At 69.5% G+C, this 23,581-nt stretch carries 13 protein-coding genes; 7 read left to right on the forward strand and 6 right to left on the reverse strand.

The window, feature by feature from the left end; genetic code table 11:
• The first annotated feature begins 42 nt into the window (after positions 1 to 42).
• The gene (locus tag ACL03I_RS35590; RefSeq protein WP_412808158.1) at positions 43 to 10,212 is read left to right on the forward strand and encodes an amino acid adenylation domain-containing protein; all 10,170 of its coding nucleotides are present in this window, start codon (positions 43 to 45) and stop codon (positions 10,210 to 10,212) included.
• The gene (locus ACL03I_RS35595) at positions 10,209 to 10,886 is read left to right on the forward strand and encodes a DUF6875 domain-containing protein (RefSeq protein ID WP_412808159.1); all 678 of its coding nucleotides are present in this window, start codon (positions 10,209 to 10,211) and stop codon (positions 10,884 to 10,886) included. Before ACL03I_RS35590 ends, ACL03I_RS35595 begins: the two co-directional genes overlap by 4 nt.
• A 70-nt stretch (positions 10,887 to 10,956) precedes the next feature.
• On the opposite strand, the gene ACL03I_RS35600 is transcribed toward ACL03I_RS35595, so the two are convergent.
• The 4 genes from ACL03I_RS35600 to ACL03I_RS35615 all read right to left on the reverse strand — a co-directional run bounded on the left by ACL03I_RS35600 (position 10,957) and on the right by ACL03I_RS35615 (position 15,859).
• Positions 10,957 to 11,859: a S1C family serine protease gene (locus tag ACL03I_RS35600; protein ID WP_355078544.1), complete on the reverse strand. Its 903-nt coding sequence runs from the start codon at positions 11,857 to 11,859 to the stop codon at positions 10,957 to 10,959.
• Between the two features lie 168 nt (positions 11,860 to 12,027).
• Positions 12,028 to 12,396, reverse strand: a complete 369-nt coding sequence (locus tag ACL03I_RS35605) for a nuclear transport factor 2 family protein (RefSeq protein ID WP_356968530.1) — start codon at positions 12,394 to 12,396, stop codon at positions 12,028 to 12,030.
• Between the two features lie 139 nt (positions 12,397 to 12,535).
• Positions 12,536 to 13,474 (reverse strand): CorA family divalent cation transporter, encoded by a 939-nt coding sequence (locus tag ACL03I_RS35610; protein ID WP_412808160.1) that lies wholly within the window; start codon positions 13,472 to 13,474, stop codon positions 12,536 to 12,538.
• Between the two features lie 609 nt (positions 13,475 to 14,083).
• Positions 14,084 to 15,859 carry a TerD family protein gene (locus ACL03I_RS35615; protein WP_412808161.1) on the reverse strand — a complete coding sequence of 592 codons (1,776 nt, stop codon included), beginning with the start codon at positions 15,857 to 15,859 and terminating at the stop codon, positions 14,084 to 14,086.
• Between the two features lie 828 nt (positions 15,860 to 16,687).
• Here ACL03I_RS35615 and ACL03I_RS35620 point away from each other — a divergent pair.
• The 4 genes from ACL03I_RS35620 (at position 16,688) to ACL03I_RS35635 (ending at position 21,369) form a co-directional block, all read left to right on the forward strand.
• Positions 16,688 to 17,992 carry a hypothetical protein gene (locus tag ACL03I_RS35620; protein ID WP_412808162.1) on the forward strand — a complete coding sequence of 435 codons (1,305 nt, stop codon included), beginning with the start codon at positions 16,688 to 16,690 and terminating at the stop codon, positions 17,990 to 17,992.
• 39 nt (positions 17,993 to 18,031) lie between these two features.
• A complete protein-coding gene (locus ACL03I_RS35625) occupies positions 18,032 to 18,481 on the forward strand; it encodes a helix-turn-helix transcriptional regulator (protein ID WP_355078458.1) in 450 nt (149 codons plus the stop codon).
• Between the two features lie 5 nt (positions 18,482 to 18,486).
• Positions 18,487 to 18,897: a VOC family protein gene (locus tag ACL03I_RS35630; RefSeq protein WP_355078459.1), complete on the forward strand. Its 411-nt coding sequence runs from the start codon at positions 18,487 to 18,489 to the stop codon at positions 18,895 to 18,897.
• Between the two features lie 78 nt (positions 18,898 to 18,975).
• The gene (locus ACL03I_RS35635; RefSeq protein WP_412808163.1) at positions 18,976 to 21,369 is read left to right on the forward strand and encodes an ATP-binding cassette domain-containing protein; all 2,394 of its coding nucleotides are present in this window, start codon (positions 18,976 to 18,978) and stop codon (positions 21,367 to 21,369) included.
• 38 nt (positions 21,370 to 21,407) lie between these two features.
• On the opposite strand, the gene ACL03I_RS35640 is transcribed toward ACL03I_RS35635, so the two are convergent.
• Positions 21,408 to 21,935: a TetR/AcrR family transcriptional regulator gene (locus tag ACL03I_RS35640; RefSeq protein WP_412808164.1), complete on the reverse strand. Its 528-nt coding sequence runs from the start codon at positions 21,933 to 21,935 to the stop codon at positions 21,408 to 21,410.
• Positions 21,936 to 22,030: 95 nt separating this feature from the next.
• Between ACL03I_RS35640 and ACL03I_RS35645 the strand changes: the two genes are divergently transcribed.
• The gene (locus ACL03I_RS35645) at positions 22,031 to 22,981 is read left to right on the forward strand and encodes a quinone oxidoreductase family protein (protein ID WP_355078462.1); all 951 of its coding nucleotides are present in this window, start codon (positions 22,031 to 22,033) and stop codon (positions 22,979 to 22,981) included.
• A gap of 147 nt (positions 22,982 to 23,128) precedes the next feature.
• Here the strand turns inward: ACL03I_RS35645 and ACL03I_RS35650 are convergent, their stop codons facing one another.
• Positions 23,129 to 23,572, reverse strand: coding sequence for an SRPBCC family protein (locus ACL03I_RS35650; protein ID WP_356968547.1), 444 nt, complete (start codon positions 23,570 to 23,572; stop codon positions 23,129 to 23,131).
• Positions 23,573 to 23,581: the final 9 nt, after the last annotated feature.

The raw sequence follows: 23,581 nt of genomic DNA on the forward strand, positions 1-23,581 counted from the left end.
ATCATGTCGATCCAGTTGGTCAATCGAGCCAGGGCGGCGGGTGTGGTGTTCACCCCGCGCGACGTGTTCGACCGCAAGACGGTCGCCGGGCTGGCCGAGGTCGCCGTCCGCGGCGGCACCGCGGCGACCGCGCTCGCGGCCGAACTGCCCGGCGGAGGCGTGGGGCCGGTGCCGGTCACGCCGATCGTCCGGTGGCTGCTCGAGCGGGCCGGGTCTGGGTTCGGCCGCTTCTCGCAGGCGGTGTTGCTCGGACTGCCGCCGGGGATCGACCGGCAGCAGCTGGTGGGCACGGTGCAGGCGGTACTCGATCGGCACGACATGCTGCGCGCGCGGCTGCGCCCGACCGACGACGGAAGTTGGGCGTGGGAAGCCTTGCCCGCCGGGGCGATTCGAGCCGAGGACGTCATCCGTCGGGTGGCGATGCCGGAAGCCCCGGGAAGCGCCGAGTTCCGTGCTTCTGTGGCGGCGGAGTTGGACGCCGCCGCGGACCGGCTCGATCCGGGCGCCGGGGTCGTGCTGCAGGTGGTCTGGTTCGACCCGGTAGCCACGACGGAGCCGGGCCGGGCGCTGGTGGTGGCGCACCATACGGCCGTCGACGGAGTGTCCTGGCGAGTGCTGGTGCCGGATCTCGCGATCGCGTGGGCGCGGATCGAGTCCGGCGAACCACCCGAGCTGGCCCCGGTCGGGACGTCCATGCGCAGGTGGGCCCACGGGCTGGTCGAATCGGCCGGAAGCGCCGAGCGGCGCGCCGAATTCGGATTCTGGAAAGCGATGGCCGCCGGAGACGATCCGGTGATCGGATCCCGCCCCCTCGACCCCGCGATCGATGTGGCCGCCACTGCCCGCACGGTCGAGATCGATGTTCCCCCCGAGGTGACCGAGGCGTTGTTGACCACCGTGCCGGCGGCATTCCACGGCGAGGTGAGCGACGGGCTGCTGGCCGCGCTGGCGGTTGCGGTGACGAAGTGGCGGCGCGAGCGCGACACGGTAGCGTCCGGCGATCTCGCGGACGTCGTGATCGGTTTGGAAGGGCACGGCCGCGAGGAGCGCGCGGTCCCCGGCTCGGATCTGGCCCGGACGGTCGGCTGGTTCACCACGAGTTTCCCGATGCGCCTCGATCTGTCCGGCATCGATGTCGACGACGCGACCGCGGGCGGGCCCGCGCTGGGGGCAGCGGTCAAGTCGGTGAAGGAACAGTTGCGCAAGGTCCCGGACCACGGGATCGGCTACGGCTTGCTGCGGTATCTCAACACCGATACCGGACCGGAACTCGAGAGCATGCCGACACCGCAGATCGGATTCAACTACCTCGGCCGCGTCGCCACGAAGGTGCCCGGAGGAGCGCCGTCGGCCGGATGGCTACCGGTGGACGACGGCGGGGATCTCTCGGGCGCCGAGTTCACCGGTGCGCTCGATCCGGACCTGCCGATGTCGGCGGTGCTCGACATCAACGCCCTCGTCCTGGACGACGGCGACCGGCGGCGGCTGCGGGCGAGGTGGTCGTATCCGGCCGGGGTGCTCACCGCCGACCAGGTGCACGAGGTGGCGGAGTCGTGGCGCCGGGTACTGACCGCGTTGGCGGCATACAGCCGCCGCGCCGGGACCGGCGGACGGACGCCGTCGGATCTGGACCTCGTCGATCTCACCCAGTCCGATATCGAGCGGCTCGAGACCGGATATCCGGCGCTGAGCGATGTCTGGCCGTTGACTCCGTTGCAGGAGGGATTGCTGTTCCATGCGGTGTTCGCCGAGGAGTCGGTGGACGCCTATGTGGTCCAGCTGGTCCTCGAACTGGGTGGGCGAGTCGATGCGCAGCGGCTGCGCCGAGCCGGGCAGGCGCTGCTGAACCGGCATGCGAATCTGCGCGCGGCGTTCGTCACCGACACCGGGCCGGTGCAGGTGGTCGACGAAGACGTCCAGGCGCCATGGACGGAGCTGGACATGTCCGGGCTGGACGACGGGGAACGGGATCGAGAGTGGACTCGGTTGATGGCCGAGGACCGCGCGACCCGGTTCGACCCGTCGCGGGCCCCACTGCTGCGCTGGATGCTGGTCACCATCGGGCCGGAGCGCTTCAGGCTGGTGCTGACCAACCATCACCTGCTGCTGGACGGCTGGTCGATGCCGCTGCTCCTGAGGGAGTTGCTGGTGCTCTACGCCACCGACGGCGACGACGCGATGCTCCCTCGTGTCCGGCCCTATCGGGACTTCTTGGCGTGGCTGGCGCGGCAGGACCCGACCGCTTCGCTCGACGCCTGGGCCCGTGCGTTCGACGGCGCCGACGAGCCGACTCTGATGGCTCCGTCCGACCCCCGCCGCCGCTACACCGAATCACGAGATGTCCTCGGCGAATTGACCGAGGAACAGACCGCCGACTTGACGAACCTGGCGCGGGCGCGCGGAGTCACCCTCAACACCGTGGTCCAGACGGCCTGGGCGATTGTGTTGGGCGCCTTGACCTCCCGGACGGATGTCACCTTCGGCACCACTGTCTCCGGACGGCCTCCGCAACTTTCGGACGTCGAATCGATGATCGGGCTGTTCGTCAACACGCTGCCGGTGCGTGTCCGGCTCGACCGCACCGAGAGTTTGGGGCAGCTGCTCGACCGGATCCAGGCCGAACAAGCCGCGCTGCTCGATCACCACTACGTGGGCCTGACCGACATCGAACGGGTGGCCGGGCCGGGAGCGGTGTTCGACACGATGACGGTGTTCGAGTCCTATCCGGTCGATCGTGGCGGGCTCACCGCGGACACCGACATCGCGGGCATGCGGCTGCTCGATGTGAGCGGCACCGACGCGGCGCACTATCCGATCGGCGTTGTCGCCCAGGTCGACACGCGATTGCGTCTCCACATCAAGTACCTGCCCGATCTCTTCGACCACGACATGATGGACGCGACGCTGCGTCGAGTTCTGCGCGTGCTGGGCGCGGTCGCCACCGACCCGGATCTACCACTGTCCCGGCTGGATCTGCTGTCCTCCGCGGAATACCGCGAGTTGGCGCCCGTGTCGGGTCGTCCGACGGTGTCGGCGCAGGTCTTGCCGGATCTGCTGGCCGCGGCGGTGGCGAACGATCCGGGTGCGGTCGCGGCGGTGTGCGGCGATCGCCGGTGGACTTACGGCGAACTGGACGCGGAGTCGAATCGCCTGGCACGCATGCTGATCGGCCTGGGAGCGGGCCCGGAGACGAGCGTCGCGGTCGGATTGCCGCGGTCGGTCGAGTCGGTGCTGGCGGTCTGGGCCGTGGCGAAGTCCGGGGCGGCGTTCGCGCCGATGGATCCCGAGTATCCGGCCGGCCGCATCGCGTACATGCTCACCGATTCGGGTGTGGCGGTGGGGATCACGCTGTCGCGATGGCGGGATCGTTTCCCCGGATCGGTGCGATGGCTGGCGCTCGACGAACCGGCGGTCGAAGCGCGGCTGGCGGGATTCCCGGCAGCGCCGGTGCGCGACGAGGAGCGAACACGGCCGGTGCGGCCCGACCACGCGGCGTACGTGATCTACACGTCCGGGTCGACGGGAGAGCCGAAAGGCGTGGTGGTGTCGCACAAGGGGCTGGCGAATCTGGTGGACGATCAATGCACGCGTTTGGGTGTCGGGCCGGGCACGCGGGTGCTGCACGCCGCGTCTCCGAGTTTCGACGCGGCGGTACTCGAATACCTCTGGGCGTTCGCGACGGGCGGGCAACTGGTGATCGCGCCGCCGACTGTCTACGGCGGGGACGAGCTGGCGCAAATCTTGGCGCGGGAGCGGGTTTCGCACGCGGCGCTGACGCCGACGGCCTTGGCGACGGTCGATCCGGCCGGGCTCGGAGGCCTCGGGACGGTCGTGATCGGCGGCGAGGAGCCCCCACCGGAGTTGGTGTCGCGGTGGGCGCCGGGCCGCAGATTGTTCAACACCTACGGTCCTGCCGAGGCCACGATCCAGACCGACGCGGGGCGCCCGCTGGTGGCGGGTGAGACCGTGACGACCGGCAGCCCGATCCGCGGGGTACAGGAGATCGTGCTCGACACCTGGTTGCGGCCGGTACCGGTCGGAGTCGTCGGCGAGTTGTATCTGGCGGGTCCCGCTTTGGCGCGCGGCTATCGCAACCGGTTGGGCACGACCGCGTCTCGGTTCGTCGCCAATCCGTTCGCGGGGCCGGGGCAGCGCATGTACCGGACCGGTGACCTGGTGCGGTGGCTGCGGTCGCCGACCGGACATCTGACGCTGGACTACATGGGCCGGACGGATTCTCAGGTGAAGATCCGTGGTTTCCGCATCGAGCTGGGTGAGGTCGAATCGGCGCTACTGGCGTACGCGGGTGTGGCGCACGCGGTGGCGGCCGTGCGCCGAGGCGCGGTCACCGGCGACCGGTTGATCGGGTACGTGGTTCCCGAGTCCGGCGCCGATCTCGACACGGACGCGGTCCGCGAGTTCGCCGCGGACCGGTTGGCCTCGCACATGGTGCCCGCGACCGTCGTGGTGATCGACGCGCTACCGAGGACGGCCAACGGCAAGCTGGACCGCACCGCTCTGCCCGAGCCCGACTTCACCCCTCGTGCCGGATCCCGGCCACCGGCCACCGAGCTCGAGACGACGCTGGCCGAACTGTTCGCGGAGGTGCTCGGACTCGACGAGGTCGGCGCGGACGATTCGTTCTTCGCCATGGGCGGCGACAGCATCATGGCGATTCAGCTGGTCGCGCGCGCCAAGGCGGCGGATCTGCTGTTCTCCGCGCGCGACGTATTCGAGCACGGAACGGTCGCCGAACTGGCCCGGGTCGCCGTGCGCGACAGCACCGAGGCCGCCGCCCTGCCCGCCGAACTGCCCGGCGGAGGCGTGGGACAGATACCGCTGACGCCGATCATGTGCTGGATGTTCGAACGCGGTGGCTTCGACCGTTTCAGCCAGTGGGCGATGCTCACGCTGCCTGCCGGTATCGACAGCGCCGGAATCGGCGCCACCGTCCAAGCGGTGCTCGAACGCCACGACATGCTGCGGGCGCGGCTACGCCCGGACCCCGCGCACGCGTCCGGCTGGGCGCTGCACGTATCGCCGACCGCCGCACCCGCCGCGGGGCTGATCCGGCGCGTGCCGGTAACCGCGGCGCCGGACAGCAGCGACTTCGCCGCGATCGCCGACGCCGAGGCGAACGCCGCGGCCGAGCGCCTCGACCCCGCGGCAGGTGTCGTGCTGCAACTGGTCTGGTTCGAGTGGGCGCGACAGCCGGGACGGCTGCTGATCGTCGCGCATCACCTGGTCGTCGACGGCGTCTCGTGGCGCATCCTGGTTCCCGACCTCGCGATCGCGTGGGCGCAGATCAGCGCCGGGCAACCGCCGCAGCTCGCGCCTTGCGGTACCTCGATGCGACGCTGGGCGCATGCCCTGAACACCGCCGCCGCGCGCCGGGACGAACTCGAGTGGTGGCGCACCACACTCGACGTCGCGGACCCGCCGATCGGCGCACGCCCCATCGACCCCGCGGTGGACGTGCAGGCCACCGTCGCGACCGTCGAGGTGAAGCTGCCCATCGCGGCGACCCGCGCGGTGCTCACCACGCTGCCGGAGGCCTTCCGCGGCAACGTGGACGACGCGCTGATCGCGGGGCTCGCTCTGGCGCTGACCCGATGGCGGCGCGAGCACGGCGACACCGCGCCGGAAACGCTGCTCAGCCTCGAAAGCCACGGCCGCCACGACACGGTGCTCCCGCACGCCGACCTCTCGCGCACCGTCGGATGGTTCACCACCACCTATCCGGTGCGACTCGACTTGTCCGGCATCGACATAGATGACGCGTTCGCCGCCGGACCCGCCGCCGGGGCTGTCGTCAAATCAGTGAAGGAACGTTTGCGGCAGGTCCCCGATCACGGGATCGGCTACGGGCAGCTGCGATACCTCGACGCCGATACCGCCCGCATCCTGCGTGCGCTGCCCGCACCGCAGGTGAGCTTCAACTATATGGGCAGATACGACACCATTCCCGCCGCGTTGCGCGAGGCCGGGTGGATGCCCGCCGGAGGCGGCGGAGTCCAGAACCCCGACGCGGCCGCCGCATCCGTGCTGGGAGTCAACGCGGTCGTCACCGACACCCCGGAAGGGCCGGCTCTCACCGCCGCCTGGGACTATCCGACCGGTCTGTTGACCTCCGACGAGGTCACCGGCCTCGCGGAACTGTGGCGCGACGCGGTGACCGCGCTGGCCGACTACGCGTCCCGGCCCGGCGCCGGCGGGCTCACCCCCTCCGACCTCGACCTCCTCGATCTGAGCCAGGACACGATCGACCGGCTGGAGCGCCTGCACCCGGCCCTGGACGACATCTGGCCGCTCACGCCGCTGCAGACCGGGTTGCTGTTCCACGCTCAGCTCGCGGACGGCGCCCTCGACGCCTACATCGTGCAACTCTGCATGGAACTCGGCGGGCACGTCGACGCCGAGCGGCTGCGCCGCGCCGCGCAGGCGCTCGTCGGACGGCACCCCAACCTGCGGACCGCGTTCGTGCGCGACGGCGCGGGTGAAGCGGTCCAGGTCGTGCATAAGCACGTCGACGTGCCGTTCACCCTCATCGACTTGGCCGAGCACGACGATCCCGCCGCCACGCTGGATCAGCTCATGGCCGCCGACCGGCGCGCCAGCTTCGACGTGGCCGCGGCGCCGCTGCTGCGAATGACGTTGGTGCGCATCGCCCCCGAGCGATACCGGCTGGTGTGGAGCATGCATCACATCCTCGTCGACGGCTGGTCCACGCCACTGCTCATCCGGGAGCTGCTGACCCTCTACGCCTGCGACGACGACGCCACGGCGCCCGCTCCGGGCCGTCCCTTCCGTGACTACCTGACGTGGCTGCACGCCCAAGACCGGAACGCGGCGGAAACCGCGTGGACGCGGGCACTCGACGGCGTGTCGGAGCCGACGCTGCTGGCGATCGCGGACCGCGGCCGCAGGCACATCACCGCCACGCGCGACGTACAAGTTCAGCTCGGCGAAGACCGCACCTCGGCGCTGGTCGCCACCGCCCACCGACAGGAGGTCACGCTCAACACCCTCGTTCAGGCCGCCTGGGGAATCGTGCTGGCCAACGCGACCGGCCGCGACGACGTGGTGTTCGGCACCACCGTCTCCGGGCGCCCGCCCCAGATCTCCGGCATCGAATCGATGATCGGGCTGTTCATCAACACGGTGCCGGTGCGGGTCCGGCTGGACCACCGCGAAACCCTCGCCCAACTGGTGCGGCGAATCCGGACCGAACAAGCCGCGCTGCTCGACCATCACCACCTGGGCCTGGCCCAGATCCAGCAGATCGCCGGTCCTGGCGCGATGTTCGACACCGTGACGGCCTTCGAGTCCTACCCGATCGACTCGACCGGGTTGTCCGAAGACACCGACATCGCGGGAATGCGTGTCCTGGGCGTGCACGGACGCGATGCCGCGCACTACCCGCTCGGCCTGATCGTGCACCAGGACAACAGATTGCACCTGACCTTCAAATACTTGCCCGACCTGCTGACCCGACAGCAGATCGACGCCATCGCCGACCGCGTGCTGCGCGTGCTCGACACCGTCGCGGACCACATCGACCTGCCGCTGCCCCGGCTACAGCTGCTGTCGCAGGCCGAGCAGGCCGCGCTGGTGCCCGTTCGCGGGCCACACGGGGCGGTGATGTCGGTGCTGCCGCAGGTGCTGACCGCCGCGATGGAACCGGAGACCGAAGCGGTGGTCTGCGACGGCGCACGACTGTCCTACCGCGAACTCGACGAAACCTCGAACCGGTGGGCGCGGGTGTTGATCGACACCGGGATAGGACCGGAATCGTTCGTAGCCATAGCCTTACCTCGCTCCATCGACGCCATGATCGCCGTGTGGGCGGTCGCCAAGACCGGCGGCGCGTTCGTCCAGGTGGAACCCAGCCATCCGCGCGAACGCAGCACGACCATCCTGACGGATTCCGGTGCCACGGTCGGGCTTACTCGCGAGCCCTACCGAAATCAGTTGCCGGACACCATCGAATGGCTGACCGTCGACAGCACCTCCTTCGCCGCGACGTCGGCAGAAGCGTCCTCCGCGGCGATCAGCGATGCCGACCGAACAGCCCCACTACGACCACAGCACCCGGCCTACCTGGTCTACACCTCCGGCTCCACCGGAACCCCGAAGGGCGTCGTGGTCACACATACCGGGATAGCGAACCTGGCCGCGGATACGCGGCAACGGTTCGGCATCACTCCGTCCTCTCGGATACTGGCTGTCGCCTCGCCGAGCTTCGATGTCTCGATCCTCGAATGGATCAGCGCCGTCTGCGGCGGGGCCACGCTGATCCTCGCCCCCACACCGGTCGGCGCCGGGCTGTCCGAGCTGGTCCGGGCGGAACACGTCACCCATGCCGCTCTCACCCCGACGATGCTCGCCGCGATGAATCCCGACGGACTCGAAACCCTGGTCATCGGCGGTGAGCCGTGTCCGCCGGAGCTGGCGGCGCGGTGGACGCCGGGCCGCACGGTGCTCATCAGCTACGGGGCCACCGAGACCACGGTCGTGAGCTGCGCAGGCACTCCGCTGTCCACCACCGTCGACGGCCCGATCGCCATCGGCGGCCCGATCCGCGGATTCACCGCCGTCGTACTCGATCGCAAGCTCCGCCCCGTTCCGTTCGGAGTGGTCGGCGAACTCTATCTGTCCGGACCGGGCCTCGCCCGCGGCTACCACAAGCAACCCGCGACCACCGCGAGCCGATTCGTCCCCGCCCCGTACGGGCGGCCCGGGACGCGGATGTATCGCACGGGCGACCTGGTGGCGTGGACCGCCGACCGAAGATTGCAATACAAGGGCCGCAGCGACCTGCAGTTGAAGGTCCAGGGCAACCGCGTCGAACCCGGCGAGGTCGAATCCGCGCTGAGCGGCTATCCCGACATCGCCTATGCCGCGGTCACCGTGCACACCCGCCCCGACGGCACCGGCCAACTCACCGGCTACGTCGTACCGACGCCGCACACCACACCCGACACCGGCGCCATGACCACCTACCTCGCAACCCGCCTGCCCACCCACATGATCCCCACCGCCATCGTCGTCCTCGACCGGATCCCGCTCACCAGCACCGGCAAATTCGACTACAAAGCTCTGCCCGCGCCGGACCGGCCCCCGTACCGGCCGCCGTCCACACCGCTGGAGGCCACCGTGTGCGCGGCGTTCGCGCGAACGCTCCAGCTCGAACGTGCCGGTTGCGACGACGGCTTCTTCGCCCTGGGCGGCAACTCGCTGGCCGCGACCCAACTGGTGGCGCGGTTGGAGGAGTCCACCGGGGTGCCCGTGCCGATTCAGTGGATCTTCAGCGACCCGACACCGCAATCGCTGGCCCGCCGCATCGAGGCCCGGCTGAGCGGCTTCGAGGAACCCGACCCCCACGACGCGCTCGCCGTCCTGCTCCCCCTGCGCGCGACCGGTGCGGAGCCGCCACTGTTCTGCGTCCACCCGGCCGTCGGTTTGGCTTGGGGCTTCAGTGGACTCGTGCAGCACCTCGGTGCGGAGCGGCCCGTTCACGGGCTGCAATCCCCGGCGCTGACCGACCCCACCGCGCGGTTCGACACGCTCGACCAACTCGCCGCCCGCTACGTGCGGGAGATCCGGTCGGTCCAGCCGCACGGCCCCTATCACTTGCTCGGCTACTCATTGGGCGGCACCATCGCGCACGCGATCGCCGTGCGACTGCGCCGCGAGGGCGAACCCGTCGCCACCCTGGCGATGATGGACACGCGCGTAGTCGACGCGGGCAGCGCACAAGCTCCCCTCCCCACCCTCAGGGACCTGCTCACCGAGTTCGGCGGCGTGGCCGGTTTCCGAATTCCGGCCGACTTCACCGTCGAGGCCGCGACCGACTTGCTGCACCGGCAGGGCGGTCTCTTCACCGCCCTCACGCCCGAACATCTGGCGGTTCTGCATGGCGACTACACCCGGCTCATCGACCTCACCCGGGATCATCGACCGGCACTCTTCGACGGTGATCTGCTCTACTTCAGCGCCGTCGACGGCCACCCGGACGACGGCCCCTCTCCGTCTCTCGCGTGGCAGGAGTACCTCACCGGCAGCATCTTCGAACACCGTGTTGCCGTCGCGCACGAAAGGATGACCGACCCTGAGGCGCTACATGCCATCGGATCAACCCTGACCGAGCATTTCCGCCGCACCCCCGTCCCCTCACCGGAGCCTCCGATCTCAGCAAGGACCAGCCGATGATGAACACCGACCCCATAGTCGGGACACGCTCCGGCGTCCAGCCGGTCAACCTCTTCGCTCCCGACGCGGAAACAGGCCTCGCCGACCAACCCCGGTTCGCCGAACTCCGTCGGTGGACCCGCGAATACCTGTGCCATTCCCACCCGGATCTCGGCCGGCCCGGTCCTGTCTGCCCCTACACCAGCCACGCCATTACGCACAGGTACCTGTGGGCCGCCTACTTCGATGGGCACGACATCGATATCGGGCGCATCACCGCGATCGCCGACGATCTGTACGACCTTTTCCCGGCCCTGCCACCGCGGGAGGCGCCCGAGTCGCTGTTCAAAGCCGTTCTCGCGGTCTTTCCCGACCTCACCGACTACCCCTCGATCGACGCGGTGCAACGACAACAGAAAACCAAATTCGTCGACAAAGGTCTGATGATCGGGCAGTTCTATCCGGGCTGCACCTACCCCGGACTGCACAATCCGGCGTTCCCGGCGCTCGACGCGCCCCTGCCCATCCTCGCGGTACGCCACATGGCCCCTACCGACTATCCGTTCCTCGTCGCGCGCCACGAATGGATCGACACCTACCTCAGGCTCTTCGCCCCTACCATTCCCGGATTCGTCGCCACGGCCATGTCCGTCAGACTCGAACAGGCGATCGACGCCCAGAAAGACAATTCGTGAGTCGGTGGTGTGGGCGGTGCGGACCCGGTGACCACCGCCGAGCCGGTCCCGGCGACCGGCTGGACAGCGCTCAGTCCGCCACCAGTTCCACCGGGACCGCGAAGACGTCGACCATGGCTCCGTTGCGCAGCACGGTGACCGGCAGTTGCACGCCGATCGACTCGGCGAACAGCTGCCGCTGAATCCCCTGCGCGTCACGCACTTGCGACCGCGCCACGCTCAGCACCAGATCGCCGCGGCGCAGCCCGGCCAGCTCGGCGGGGCCGCCACGGACCACCTCCACGATGCGCACCCCGGCGGCCTGCCCGGTGCGCGCGGCGACCGGCTCGGGCAGGGGCGCTGGCACACCGACCAAGCCGAGGTATGCGCGCCGGACGCGCCCCTCGGTGTGCAGCGTGCCGATGATCCGGCGCGTCGTCGCGTTGATCGGGATGGCGAGGCCGAGCCCGATGCCCGCGACCGCGGTGTTGACGCCGACCACCCGGCCGGCCGAGTCCGACAGCGCGCCACCGGAATTTCCGGGGTTGAGCGCGGCGTCGGTCTGGATCACGTCCTCGATCACGCGGCCGGCGCGGCGGGATGCCACCGGAACCGCGCGCCCGAGCGCGCTCACCACGCCCGCGGTGACCGAACCCGCCAGGCCGAGCGGACTTCCGACCGCCACCACCAGCTGGCCGACCACCAACTGGTCGGCATCTCCGAGCGGCACCGCGTCCGGCGCGCCGCCGCGTGCGCGCAACACCGCGAGATCCGACAGGGGATCCACCCCGACGACGTGGAAGCGGGATTCCACCCCGTCGGCGAAGACCACCTCACCCTCGCGGGCCGCGCCGACGACGTGCGCGTTCGTCAACAGGAACCCGTCGTCGGTGAAGACCACCGCCGATCCGCTCCCCCGCCTGGTCCGCACGCTGGCCACGTGCGGCGTCACCGACGCCGCCACCGCGATCACCGTGCGGGAGTAGGCATCCATCGCGGCGTTGTCCACGCCGACCACCACCCTGTTCGCCGGAATTGCACTACTGCGTCCAGGATGCCCTCGCGCCGCGGACGACGCACGGTGTTCGCCGCAGGCGCAACCTGGGCCGCGGGTGCGCCGGGCGTGTCGCCGGGATACGGATCGCGGGTCCGGCACCGGGCGCTACGCCGTGGGCACCCGGTCGAGGAAACCGTGCACACTCGTGATCCGGTCGTCGGCTCCGAGGGAGATCACGTCCGAACCCGCGACCGGGGCGCTGCCGTCGGTCGCGGAGACCAGCTCCCAGGAGAAGCGGGCGATGTCGTGGTGGCCGTCGACCGCGCCGAGGCGACGGAACTCGAACCCGGGGAACTGCGCCTGCACGCCCCCGATGGCCGCCGCCAGCTGGGCGTGCCCGCGCACCTCCGCGAGCGGATCGGTGTACGCGCCGTCCTCGGCCCACGCGGCCGCCACCGCCGCGGCCCTGGCGTCCTCGTCGGTGGCGTTCCACGCGGCGAAGTACCGATCGACCGCTTCCTCGTAGCGCGACATAATGAATCCTCCTGTGCGGTAATGATTTTCGGCAACCGTTCGGGTCTTCCGATCGGCTGTCTCCAACCTTGCCGCGCCGCGCGCCCAGAGTCGATTACGCGCGAGGTAATGATCGCCGGATAAGCGCGCGCCCGAGGGCTCAGCGCAGTAGGCCCCGCTTCTCGAGATAGGCCGATGGAATCACCGCCGCCGCCAGAGCCAGCAGCACGGTGATCAAAAGGCTCAGCTGCCAGGGCAATTCGGCGATGTCGAGCAGACCTGCGGCGTAGCAGCCGACGACCAGAACGGGCGGCAGGACGACCGCGGTGGTGACGGTGAACACCTTGACGATCTCGCTCTGCCGCACGTTCAGGCAGATCGTCACGGATTGCTGCAAGAAGCGGACGTTGTCGTACGCCGAGCCCGCATACTGCCCCACCCCGTCGATGTCGGCGAGCAGGATGCCGATCGCCTCGTCGAGTTCCGCCTTCGCCGACGACGTGTCGGCCATCAGATGCCGCGCGGCGCGGGCCAGCTGCCGCTGGGTCTCCTGAGTGCGCGAGACGACGCGTTCGGTCGCGTTCATCCGCGACATCACGCCGCGCAGGTCGGCGAGCTCGATCTCGCGCCGGTCCCGGCCCGTGATCGTCCGCTCGATCTCGTCGCGCAACGCCTCCATGGCGTCACCCGCATGATGTAGCACCCGCTCCGACGCCTCGTTCAGTGCCCACAGCAGCGCGTACATCACGCCGTGCGCGGAGCCGGCGAGCGCCGGGTCGCGCCGCATCTTCGCGACCGCTTTGTCGAAGGGGACGAAATGCTCGGACGGCTGCAGCGTCACGAGGAATTCACCGCCAAGGGCGAAGACGATCGTCTCCTGTTCGATGTTCTCGCCACGCTGGAATCCGGCCGTCACCGGAAAGTAGCGAAAGCTGTCGGTCTCCAGGACCTGATCGCGTGCGGACGTGAAGTCGATGCCGAGCCGTTCCCGCAGCACCGCCGCGGTGTCGGCGTCGTCGGCGGCGAGCGGAATCCAATGCTGCTGGAGCACTTCGGTATCGAAGTGGTCGGCGGTCACGGCACCGAGAAAGGTCGTCATCGACTACCGCTGCCCGCGGAAGGAGCGCACCGCGGATCCGGCCTGCTGTCGCCGTTCCGGATCTGTTGTGCGAGGCGATGTTTCGGCCTTCTCTGGCAATGTGGCCATAGTGGATGCTCCAATACTTGCTATCGTGCGGGGCTGGCGCGCTCCTCCGGTACCGAGGACGCACGCAGGGGCGAGCAGCGACGTGATCGGGCGGCGCCGCGGGTCGGGGGCCACGTATCGGCCGAACCCGGACGCGCCGCTCTTACGCGCCGGAGAGATGACGAAGGTTGCGGTCCGTACCGTGTCGGCCGATGGGCGCCGTTGCCCGGCGGGCGATCACGCACGCGGATCAACGACGCGCCGGCGCAACCTGTTTCGCGAGAGCGGCCCGGCTGTAGACGTCGATACTGTCATCCGGCATCTGCCGCTCACCTCGCTTCGTCGGTCGACCGGCGCACGAATTGCGCCATCCATCATTAGAAACCCGCCCATCGGGGTACGTCAATCAGTTGCGCAAGTGTTCGACAGCGCGCCACCCGATGGAAATCCAGCGACAGTGGCGAAGCCGGATGACAGCGGACGACAGCGGTTTTCGGCATGCTCGCCGCCACCGCGACGTCACTACGCCACATCCACCCCGTACCGGCGCGCCAGCACCGCGAGATCCGTCGGATAACCCTGGCCCACCGCACGCAATCGCCAGACGTCGCCACGCAGGTAGACCTCGGCGAGCACCAACGTCCGTTCCTCGGTGGCCGCGTCCATCGTCGCGCGCGCGACAACGCCTGCCTCCGCGCCCGGCATCGCCTCGACCTCGATCGCGCCGACATCACCGAAGGTGGCCTCCGCGTCGTCCAACGCGGCGGCCAGCACGATCCGGCGGCAATATCGCGGCAGCTGATCCAGCCGTATCGCGACGGACTGCTCGTCGGGCCCCTCGGCGACGAGACGCACGCCCCGCGTCTCGGGCTGGTTGTAGAAGACGAAGTCGTCGTCGCCCGCCACCTGCTCGTCACCGTCGACGAGGAACGCGACCAGGTCAACCGCCCCGCTGCCGCTGTAGGCCCACGACGCCCGGATCGTCCAATCGATGCCGAAGTCGTCGATCGGTAGATCGATCACCTGACCACGAATCAGCGCAAGAGGCTCGGCGACCGCGCGACGCGATGCCGACGACGCGTCGGAAGGCTGCGGCGCCGAGAGCAATTCGGCGCCGTGCACCGGGATGCCGAGTTCGGCGGCCCGTACGCAGCGCCGGTCGGCGTGCCCTCCGGTCAGCGCGAGCACGTCGGTTACCCGCCCGGACATGTTCACCGCCGCGGAGCCGCCGAGCTCGGCGATCCGTGACCGGACTGCGGCGGCACCGCCATGCGTTCCACCGAGCACCAGCACCCGGCGTCCCGCCAAGGGGCCACCGGGTGCAACCGGCACACGCGACGGTCGACGACGTGTCGAAGAAGTTCGCGCCACCTGATCGCCCTTGCGCTCACCCGGCTCGACACGCTCCAGCAACAACAGGAATCTGTTCTCGCTGACGATCGGGGTGCCGACCTCGACGGCTTTGCGAGCCTTGCCGCTGGTCGAATTCGGCGCGTTGGTGACGAGCACACTGGTGCGACCGCTCACCGCGCTGGTCACCTCTAGTCCGGCCGCTTCGGCACGGGCGACCAGGACGTCCCGATCGGTCGCGGTATCGCCGGTGAAGGCCACTTTCATTCCCTGGACGAGAGCGCCACCGGTCTCGAACCGGCCCGGATACGTGTAAGGACACGGTGTTTTCGGGCCCGTCCGCTCGGTCGGCAGACCCCACGCGCTCTGGTAGTTCTCCTTCGGCGGGCAGCGCAGCAGAGGCGGCGTGATGCCGAGCCGCGCCGCATCGGCGATCAGCGCTCTGAGCACACCGGCCAGGACGCGAGTGTCGTCCAACGCGTCGTGCGCTTTCGAACGTGAAATCCCGTAATAGGCGGCGAGCGTGCCGAGTTTGCAATCCGGCGTCGGCGGCGCGACCCGCCGCGCGAGGGCAAGCGTGCACAATCGGCGACCCACCGGCAGATCGGCGCCGGTCCTGCCGAATTCGCTGGCGAGGAACCGGTAGTCGAAGTGCGCGTTGTGCGCGACCATCACCCGGCCGGCCAGCAGGGCGGAAAGAGGTTCGCGCACATGCTCGAATCGCGGTGAGCCGCGCAGGATCTCGGCCGTCAGGCCATGGATGTGCACCGGCCCCGGGTCGCAGCCCGGATCGACCAGCGTATGGAATTCATGGACGACCTGGCCGTCGGCGTCCAGGACCAATGCCGCCACCGAAAGCACCCGATGCTCTTCGGCCCGCAGACCCGAGGTCTCCACGTCGACAACGGTGTAGGCGCCGAAACCCGCCGTTGAAGGCGTTTCGCGCACAATCGCATTCCCTTGCACGGCCAACTCATCGTGACCACGGTCCCGAACGTTGCATTGATCGCACCTCGAATTCCGGATACGCCGCACTCACCATGGACGAGGTCGCCGCACGGCCGGGACCGACACGAACGCCATCTGCCGCCGCCGGCCCCATGGCCGACCTTCCTGGGCCGCGCGATCGCACGAGGTGAAGCCGTCCCCGAAGCCCTGCATCCGCGGGTGCCACCGTGGCCCTGGTCCTACTCCGCAACGAGTTCGTGGTCCGCGGGACGCCGCGCTACGGGTTCGCGGCGCCGCAGATCGGCAACTCCAGCAGCGCGCTGTGAGCGCGTTGCGGCACCGAGGTGCCCAGGATGAGTTGATGTTCACGACGGCGCTGGCGCCGTGGTCGGCTACCGACTCCGCACGACATGCCCGACAGATCTTCACCGCCGACACTCCGGGTGCCTGACCGCACCGGAAGCCGGCCACAGTCCCCACCCGTTGCTGAAGTGGTCAGACGTCCAGCTCGAGCCGTCGCGGGTTCGGCCGCCTCGCCCCCTCCGGCGCCTTCCGCAGGTCGGCCGGACAGCGGGCGGCTCAGCCGTTCGCGCTGGACAGCGAAGGCGTCCGCGGCCGAACCCGCTCGCGCGGCGCATCGCCGGGTGCCGTGATCACCGAACCCGCCAGTAGGGTTGACCACGGCGTTGCCAGGCCGGATGCTCTTGGTTGGCCGAACAGCTCGAAACCGGACATTCGAACGATCTTCATCGTCGTAGCGCCGAGTTGTGGCGGCGACGACGCCGGTGCGGACCCGCCCCGGTGTCCGGTACTCGAGGGGAGATTCGCGTGACCTACCGCCTGACCGATATCGATTGCGTGAGTGCCCGTGGGCACTCCGCGCTAGGGGGAACCCTCGCGATACAGGCGGTCTGGCGCTACGACCGTGCGGTGGATCTGGCGGCGCTCGAGCATTTCCACGAGGCGTTGCGGCACGGCAGGCTGGGTAGAGCGGTCGCGCCCGCGATGATCCCCGCCGCCGGGGACCGGTGGACCACCCGAGTCGAATTCAGCCCGCTCGAGGTCGCCGAGGAGCCCATTGCCTCGGGCGATCTGGAGGCCTGGATCGCCGAACAGGGAAATGCCGAGTTGCGTACCTTCGGCGGGCCCGCGTGGCGGTTGGCGGCGACCCACCTCGACAACGGGGAAAGCGTGGTGTCGCTGCTGGTTTCCCACACGCTCGCCGACGGCCACGCGTTCTGCACGGCGGTCACGGACGCCGTCGCGGACAAGCGACTCGACTTGTCCTACCGCACAGATGAATTCGGCCGGATACGCCTGCTCGCCGGTGATCTCCGCGATGCCGCGCGGCGAGCCAGGTCGTTACCCTCCGCCGCCGGTTTGGCGCTGCGGTTGGCCGTCACCGGGCGCGGCGGCGGGACCGGGACCGCCGGCGACGCGCCGGACTTCCGGCTTCCGACCGTCACCGCGACGGTCCCGGCGCAGCTGTGGCATGCGGCGGCACGGGCCCGAGGCGGAACCGGCACCACCCTGGCGGTGGCGATGATGACCGCCATCGCGACGGAGGTCGGCCGCACCGACGAAGAGGGCCGGGTGCGCATGATGATGCCGGTCAGCACCCGCACCGCCGACGATCTTCGGGCGAACGCTCTGACCTCCATCGCCTTCGAAGTGGACGTGCACGACGGCGCACCGGCCGATCTCGCTCCGCTGCGCGCGGTGATGAAGGAAAAGCTCACCGCGGCCGCGGCCAGCGGGCAGGACGTCCCGCCGCTGATCCCGGTCGCGGTGGCGCTGCCGCGCGGACGGTATGCCCGGCTGGCCCGCCAAGCCGCCACCGACCCCGCCTCCACGGTGTGCTCCAGCCTCGGCAAGCTCGACCCCGAAATCCTGCGCATCGACGGCAGCCCGGCCTCGGCGATGATGATCGGCCTGGTCAATCAGAGCCTCGACGCGCGGAGCGTCGTGACCGAACGCGGTGGCAATCTGTACGTCGCGCTGGTCGAGGCCGCGGAGAAGATCACGATGCGCGTCATGGGGTTCCACCCGCCTGCCCTGCTGGACACCGAGCAGCTCACCGAGCTGGTGCGGTCCGCGCTCGCCGAGTACGAGCTCTCGGCGACCTTCTGGTAGCACCTCGGCTTGTCACCGCCATGTGGCACGATCGCGTAAGTGACCAGCCGACCCGCCGCCACGCAGCACCTGCACGACCTCGCGCGGCTGCGCCGCGTTCGCGACCGCATCGATCGCGAGTACGCGCAGCCGCTGGACGTGGAGGCGCTCGCGCGCGACGCGCACATGTCGGCCGGGCACCTCAGCCGCCAGTTCCGGCTCGCCTACGGCGAGTCGCCGTACTCCTATCTGATGACGCGGCGCATCGAACGAGCGATGTCGCTGCTGCGGCGGGGCGACCTCAGCGTCACCGAGGTGTGCTTCGCGGTCGGCTGCTCGTCGCTGGGCACCTTCAGCACCCGCTTCACCGAGTTGGTCGGTGTGCCGCCGAGCGTCTACCGGCGCGAGGCGGCGCGCGCCACGGCGGGGATCCCCTCGTGCGTGTCGAAACAGGTGACCAGACCGATCAGGAATCGAGAAGCACCGGTTACCGAGCCGCAATTAGCCTGACTGCCATGGACATCACCATTCACGCGAGCTTCCTGCCGCACGACGACGCGGACGCGGCCCTCGCCTTCTACCGCGACATCCTCGGCTTCGAGGTCCGCAACGACGTCGGGTACGAAGGGATGCGCTGGCTCACCGTCGGCCCCGCCGGCCAGCCGGAAACATCCATCGTCCTGCATCCGCCGGGCGCAGATCCCGGCATCACCGACGACGAGCGCCGCACCATCACCGAGATGATGGCGAAGGGCACCTATGGCGGCATCCTGCTGGCAACCAAGGATCTGGATGGCGCTTTCGAACGGCTGGCGGCCAACGACGCGGAGATCGTCCAGGAGCCGACCGAGCAGCCGTACGGGGTGCGCGACTGCGCCGTCCGCGATCCCGCGGGCAACCTGATCCGCATCCAGCAGCTGCGCTGACCGCCCGGCGCGAACCGATCGAACCGAGCCCGGCGACGCCGGCCGCGCAGGCGGCCCCGCCCGACAGATGGAGACACGATGAGCACGGCCACGACGACGGACACGCAGTCGCCCGCGCCGCACGCCGCGGACAGCCACGATTTGATCCGCGTGCACGGCGCGCGCGAGAACAACCTCAAGGATGTCAGCATCGAGATCCCGAAGCGAAGGCTGACGGTGTTCACCGGCGTCTCCGGCTCGGGCAAGAGCTCACTGGTGTTCAGCACGATCGCCGCGGAGTCGCAGCGGCTGATCAACGAGACCTACAGCGCGTTCGTCCAGGGCTTCATGCCGACGCTGGCACGGCCCGAGGTCGACGTGCTCGAGGGGCTGACCACCGCGATCATCGTCGATCAGCAACGCATGGGTTCCGACCCGCGCTCCACCGTCGGCACCGCCACCGACGCCAATGCCATGCTGCGCATTCTCTTCAGCAGGCTCGGAAAGCCGCACATCGGCTCGCCCCAGGCTTTCTCCTTCAACGTCGCCTCGATCAGCGGGGCGGGCGCGGTCACGACCGAACGTTCCGGAAGGACCGTGAAGGAGCGCCGCAGCTTCAGCATCACCGGCGGGATGTGCCCGCGCTGCGAGGGCCGGGGCTCGGTGTCCGATATCGACCTCACCCAGCTCTACGACGATTCCAGGTCGCTCGCCGAAGGCGCGTTCACCATCCCGGGCTGGAAGTCGGACAGCTTCTGGACGGTGCGGGTCTACGCGGAGTCGGGTTTCGTCGATCCGAACAAGCCGATCCGCAAGTACACCAAGAGGGAGATGCAGGACTTCCTCTACAAAGAGCCCACCAAGGTGAAAATCGAGGGGGTCAACCTCACCTACGAGGGGCTGATCCCCAAGATCCAGAAGTCGTTCCTGTCCAAGGACCGGGAGGCGATGCAGCCGCACATCCGGGCGTTCGTGGACCGCGCGGTCACCTTCACGACCTGTCCCGCGTGCGACGGCACCCGGCTCACCGAGGCGGCGCGCTCGTCGAAGATCGCGGGGATCAGCATCGCCGACGCCTGCGCGATGCAGATCAGCGACCTCGCCGAATGGGTCGGCGGCCTCAGCGAGCCGTCGGTGGCGCCGCTGCTGGGCGCGCTGCGGCACACTCTCGACTCGTTCGTGGAGATCGGGTTGGGCTACCTCTCGCTGGACCGGCCCTCCGGCACACTGTCGGGCGGTGAGGCCCAGCGCACCAAGATGATCCGCCACCTCGGCTCCTCGCTCACCGACGTCACCTACGTCTTCGACGAGCCGACCATCGGCCTGCATCCCCATGACATCCAGCGGATGAACAACCTGCTGCTGCGGCTGCGGGACAAGGGAAACACGGTGCTCGTCGTGGAGCACAAGCCGGAGACGATCGTGATCGCCGACCATGTCGTCGACCTCGGTCCGGGAGCGGGCACGGCGGGCGGCACCGTCTGCTTCGAGGGCGGCGTCGAGGGGCTACGGGCCAGCGGCACCGTCACCGGCCACCATTTCGACGACCGGGCCGCGCTCAAGGCCACCGTGCGCGAGCCGAGCGGCAAGCTCGAGATCCGCGGCGCGAAAGCGAACAACCTGCGCGATGTCGACGTCGACGTTCCGCTGGGTGTGCTCGTCGCCATCACCGGCGTGGCGGGGTCCGGCAAGAGCTCGCTGGTGCACGGGTCCATCCCCGCGAGCGAAGGCGTGGTCGCGGTGGATCAGGCGCCCATCCGCGGCTCGCGGCGCAGTAATCCGGCGACCTACACCGGATTGCTCGAGCCGATCCGCAAGGCGTTCGCCAAGGCCAACGGGGTGAAGCCCGCGCTGTTCAGCGCCAATTCCGAAGGAGCGTGCCCCACCTGCAACGGCGCGGGCGTCGTCTACACCGACTTGGGGATGATGGCAGGTGTCGCCACCACTTGCGAGGAGTGCGAGGGCAAGCGATACCAGGCGTCGGTGCTGGAATACCACCTCGGCGGCCGCGACATCAGCGAAGTGCTCGCGATGTCGGTGCTCGAGGCCGAGGAGTTCTTCGGCACCGAGGCCGCCCGCACCCCGGCCGCGCACGCCATCCTGAGCAGGCTCGCCGACGTCGGGCTGGGCTATCTCAGCCTCGGTCAGCCGCTCACCACGCTGTCCGGCGGCGAGCGGCAACGGCTCAAGCTGGCCACGCACATGGCCGAGAAGGGCGGCGTCTACGTCCTCGACGAGCCGACCACCGGCCTGCATCTCGCCGATGTCGAGCAGTTGCTCGGCCTGCTCGACCGGCTCGTCGACTCCGGCAAGTCGGTCATCGTCATCGAGCACCACCAAGCGGTCATGGCGCATGCGGACTGGATCATCGACCTCGGTCCTGGGGCGGGACACGACGGCGGCCGGGTCGTCTTCCAGGGCACTCCCGCCGACCTCGTAGCCGCCCGCTCCACTCTCACCGGCGAACATCTCGCGGCCTACGTCGGCGCCTGACCGGGCGCTCGCGAGCAGGGTGGCGGCGATCGACGCCGCTACTCTGACCGGAGAACGCGAGCCGTCAAGGCGAGCACGCCCTCCCGATGGCGTTGCGGGGAGGTCATGTCGGTGATCTCCGGACGCATGCTCGCGAAGATCGCCATGGCCAGGAACTCCGCGTCGGCATCCGGGACGACCTGGGCGATCAACTCCGCCAGCAGCGCCCGCCACGGCGCCCAGGTCTCGGACCGACAGCCGTCGGGCAGGGCGCGCGTCAACGGTTGCAACTCGACCACCGTGAGGTCGAACACCGTGGCGACGAAGGTCTGTATCCGCTCGTCCACCGGCACGGCGGGATCCGCGGCGAGGTCGCGGACGGCCGCCCAAGCCCGGCCGGTCCGGTCGTCGAACAGCGCGCGAATCAGCCCTTCGCGGTCGGTGAATCGGCGGAACAGCGTGCCCTTCCCGACTCCGGCGGCTGCCGCGATCTCGTCCATGCAGACGTTGTCGCGCTGCTCATCGCAGATCAGACGCCCGGCTACGGCGAGAATCGCGGCCCGGTTGCGTTCGGCGTCGGCGCGCATCGCTGACCTCTCCAGTTGACATAAGCGGACCCGTAGTCCGTATCATAGCGGCACACTAAACGGACCGACAGTCCGCATTCGGAAAGGTGGATCCCATGCGCGCAGTTCGCTATCACGAGTACGGCGGCCCGGAAGTGCTGCGAGTCGAGGAGGTCGACGATCCCACGCCGGGCGAGGGCGAGCTGCTCGTCCGGGCCACGGCCACCGGAGTCAACTACTTCGAGGTGCAGGTGCGCGCCGGGGTGACCCCGGATCCGCTCGGCCTGCCGCTGCCGCACACGCCCGGCATCGAAGTAGCCGGGACGGTGGCCGCGGTCGGTCCCGGCGTCGAGACCCGCCGCATCGGCGAACGAGTGGTCGGCACGGTCGCCTCCGGCAGTTACGCGGAGCTGGTGCGCATTCCGGCGGCGGCGGCCGTACCGCTCGACGATCGCCTCGGCGAGCATCAAGCCCTCGCGCTGCTCGGCCAGGGCGCGACGGCCGTGGGATTGATCGAAGCCGCGGAGATCGGGCCCGAGGACACGGTTCTGGTGGAGGCGGCAGGCGGAGGAATCGGAACCCTGTTGATCCAGTTGGCCAAACGAGCCGGAGCCCGGGTCGTCGCCGGTGCGAGCGGGGCCGCGAAGCGGCAGCTGGCCGCCGACCTCGGCGCCGATGCCACCGTGGACTACACGCGACCGGGATGGACCGAGGAGGCCGGTCCGGTGTCGGTCGTGCTCGAGACCGTCGGCGGACAGACGGCTCGGGAGGCTTACAGCCTGCTCACGAAACCGCGCGCCCGCATGGTGGTCTTCGGCTCGGCCAGCGGCGTCGCGGTCGAGATCAGCTCGGAGCAACTCCTACCGGTCGGCGCCTCGCTGATTCCCTTCAGCCTCGGATATCGCCCGCAACGGTGGCCGGAGCTGGCCCGCCGAGCCGAGGACCTCACGGTGCGCGGTGAACTCACCCCCGTCATCGGCACGGTGCTGCCCCTGGCCGAAGCGGCGACCGCCCATCGGGCGTTCGAAGACCGCACGGCCATCGGGAAGACCATCCTCACCCCCTGACCGCGCATCGGAAACGTGCGGCCATCGAGCTCGTACGGCTCACGGCAAGGTACGCCGACCGGCCGACGGGCGACAGCATCCGCACCGGTGGCGATGCCGCCGGTGCGAAATCCCGTCGCGGTGCCCCCGAGCTTCCCGCGCGGCGCGTCAATCCCAGCTGTCGATCTTGACGTCGTGGGGATGCGGAGCGCCCTTCTCGGTTTCGATCAGCGATTTCAGGCTCAGCAGGTAGACCGCCCACTTGGTGCTGCAGTGATGCATGAAGTCCACCGGCTCCTTCCACCCCCGGTGCGCGAAGAGCACGGTGGTGTAGTCGCCCGCCTGCTCGAGGCTCCAGTCCACCTGGGTCCCGATCCACTCATCAGGCCCGCCGACCACCTCCCACAGCACTCGCTTTCCCGGGTCGAGCTCGCGCACCCGCATGTCGAATCCACCTGCCGCGAAGCGGAATTCGAGCAAGCCGCCGAGCTCGCCGCCGTCCCCCTCGGTATCGGCCGTCCACCACCCGGCGAGCCCCTCGGTGGTGGTCAAGGCGGCGTAGACCTCGTCCACCGGCGACTTGATGCCCACTTTGTGCAGAATGTCCACCATTTCGATTCC

This window comes from Nocardia sichangensis (assembly GCF_047200615.1).
GTDB classification, from domain to species: domain Bacteria; phylum Actinomycetota; class Actinomycetes; order Mycobacteriales; family Mycobacteriaceae; genus Nocardia; species Nocardia sichangensis.

Excerpts from the sequence above, each read along its gene's own strand:
- ACL03I_RS35600 (WP_355078544.1), bottom strand. The coding sequence starts at position 11,859 with ATGGATGCCTACTCCCGCACGGTGATCGCGGTGGCGGCGTCGGTGACG.
- ACL03I_RS35595 (WP_412808159.1), top strand. The coding sequence starts at position 10,209 with ATGATGAACACCGACCCCATAGTCGGGACACGCTCCGGCGTCCAGCCG.
- ACL03I_RS35605 (WP_356968530.1), bottom strand. The coding sequence starts at position 12,396 with ATGTCGCGCTACGAGGAAGCGGTCGATCGGTACTTCGCCGCGTGGAAC.
- ACL03I_RS35635 (WP_412808163.1), top strand. The coding sequence starts at position 18,976 with ATGAGCACGGCCACGACGACGGACACGCAGTCGCCCGCGCCGCACGCC.
- ACL03I_RS35610 (WP_412808160.1), bottom strand. The coding sequence starts at position 13,474 with ATGACGACCTTTCTCGGTGCCGTGACCGCCGACCACTTCGATACCGAA.
- ACL03I_RS35630 (WP_355078459.1), top strand. The coding sequence starts at position 18,487 with ATGGACATCACCATTCACGCGAGCTTCCTGCCGCACGACGACGCGGAC.
- ACL03I_RS35640 (WP_412808164.1), bottom strand. The coding sequence starts at position 21,935 with ATGCGCGCCGACGCCGAACGCAACCGGGCCGCGATTCTCGCCGTAGCC.
- ACL03I_RS35650 (WP_356968547.1), bottom strand. The coding sequence starts at position 23,572 with ATGGTGGACATTCTGCACAAAGTGGGCATCAAGTCGCCGGTGGACGAG.
- ACL03I_RS35645 (WP_355078462.1), top strand. The coding sequence starts at position 22,031 with ATGCGCGCAGTTCGCTATCACGAGTACGGCGGCCCGGAAGTGCTGCGA.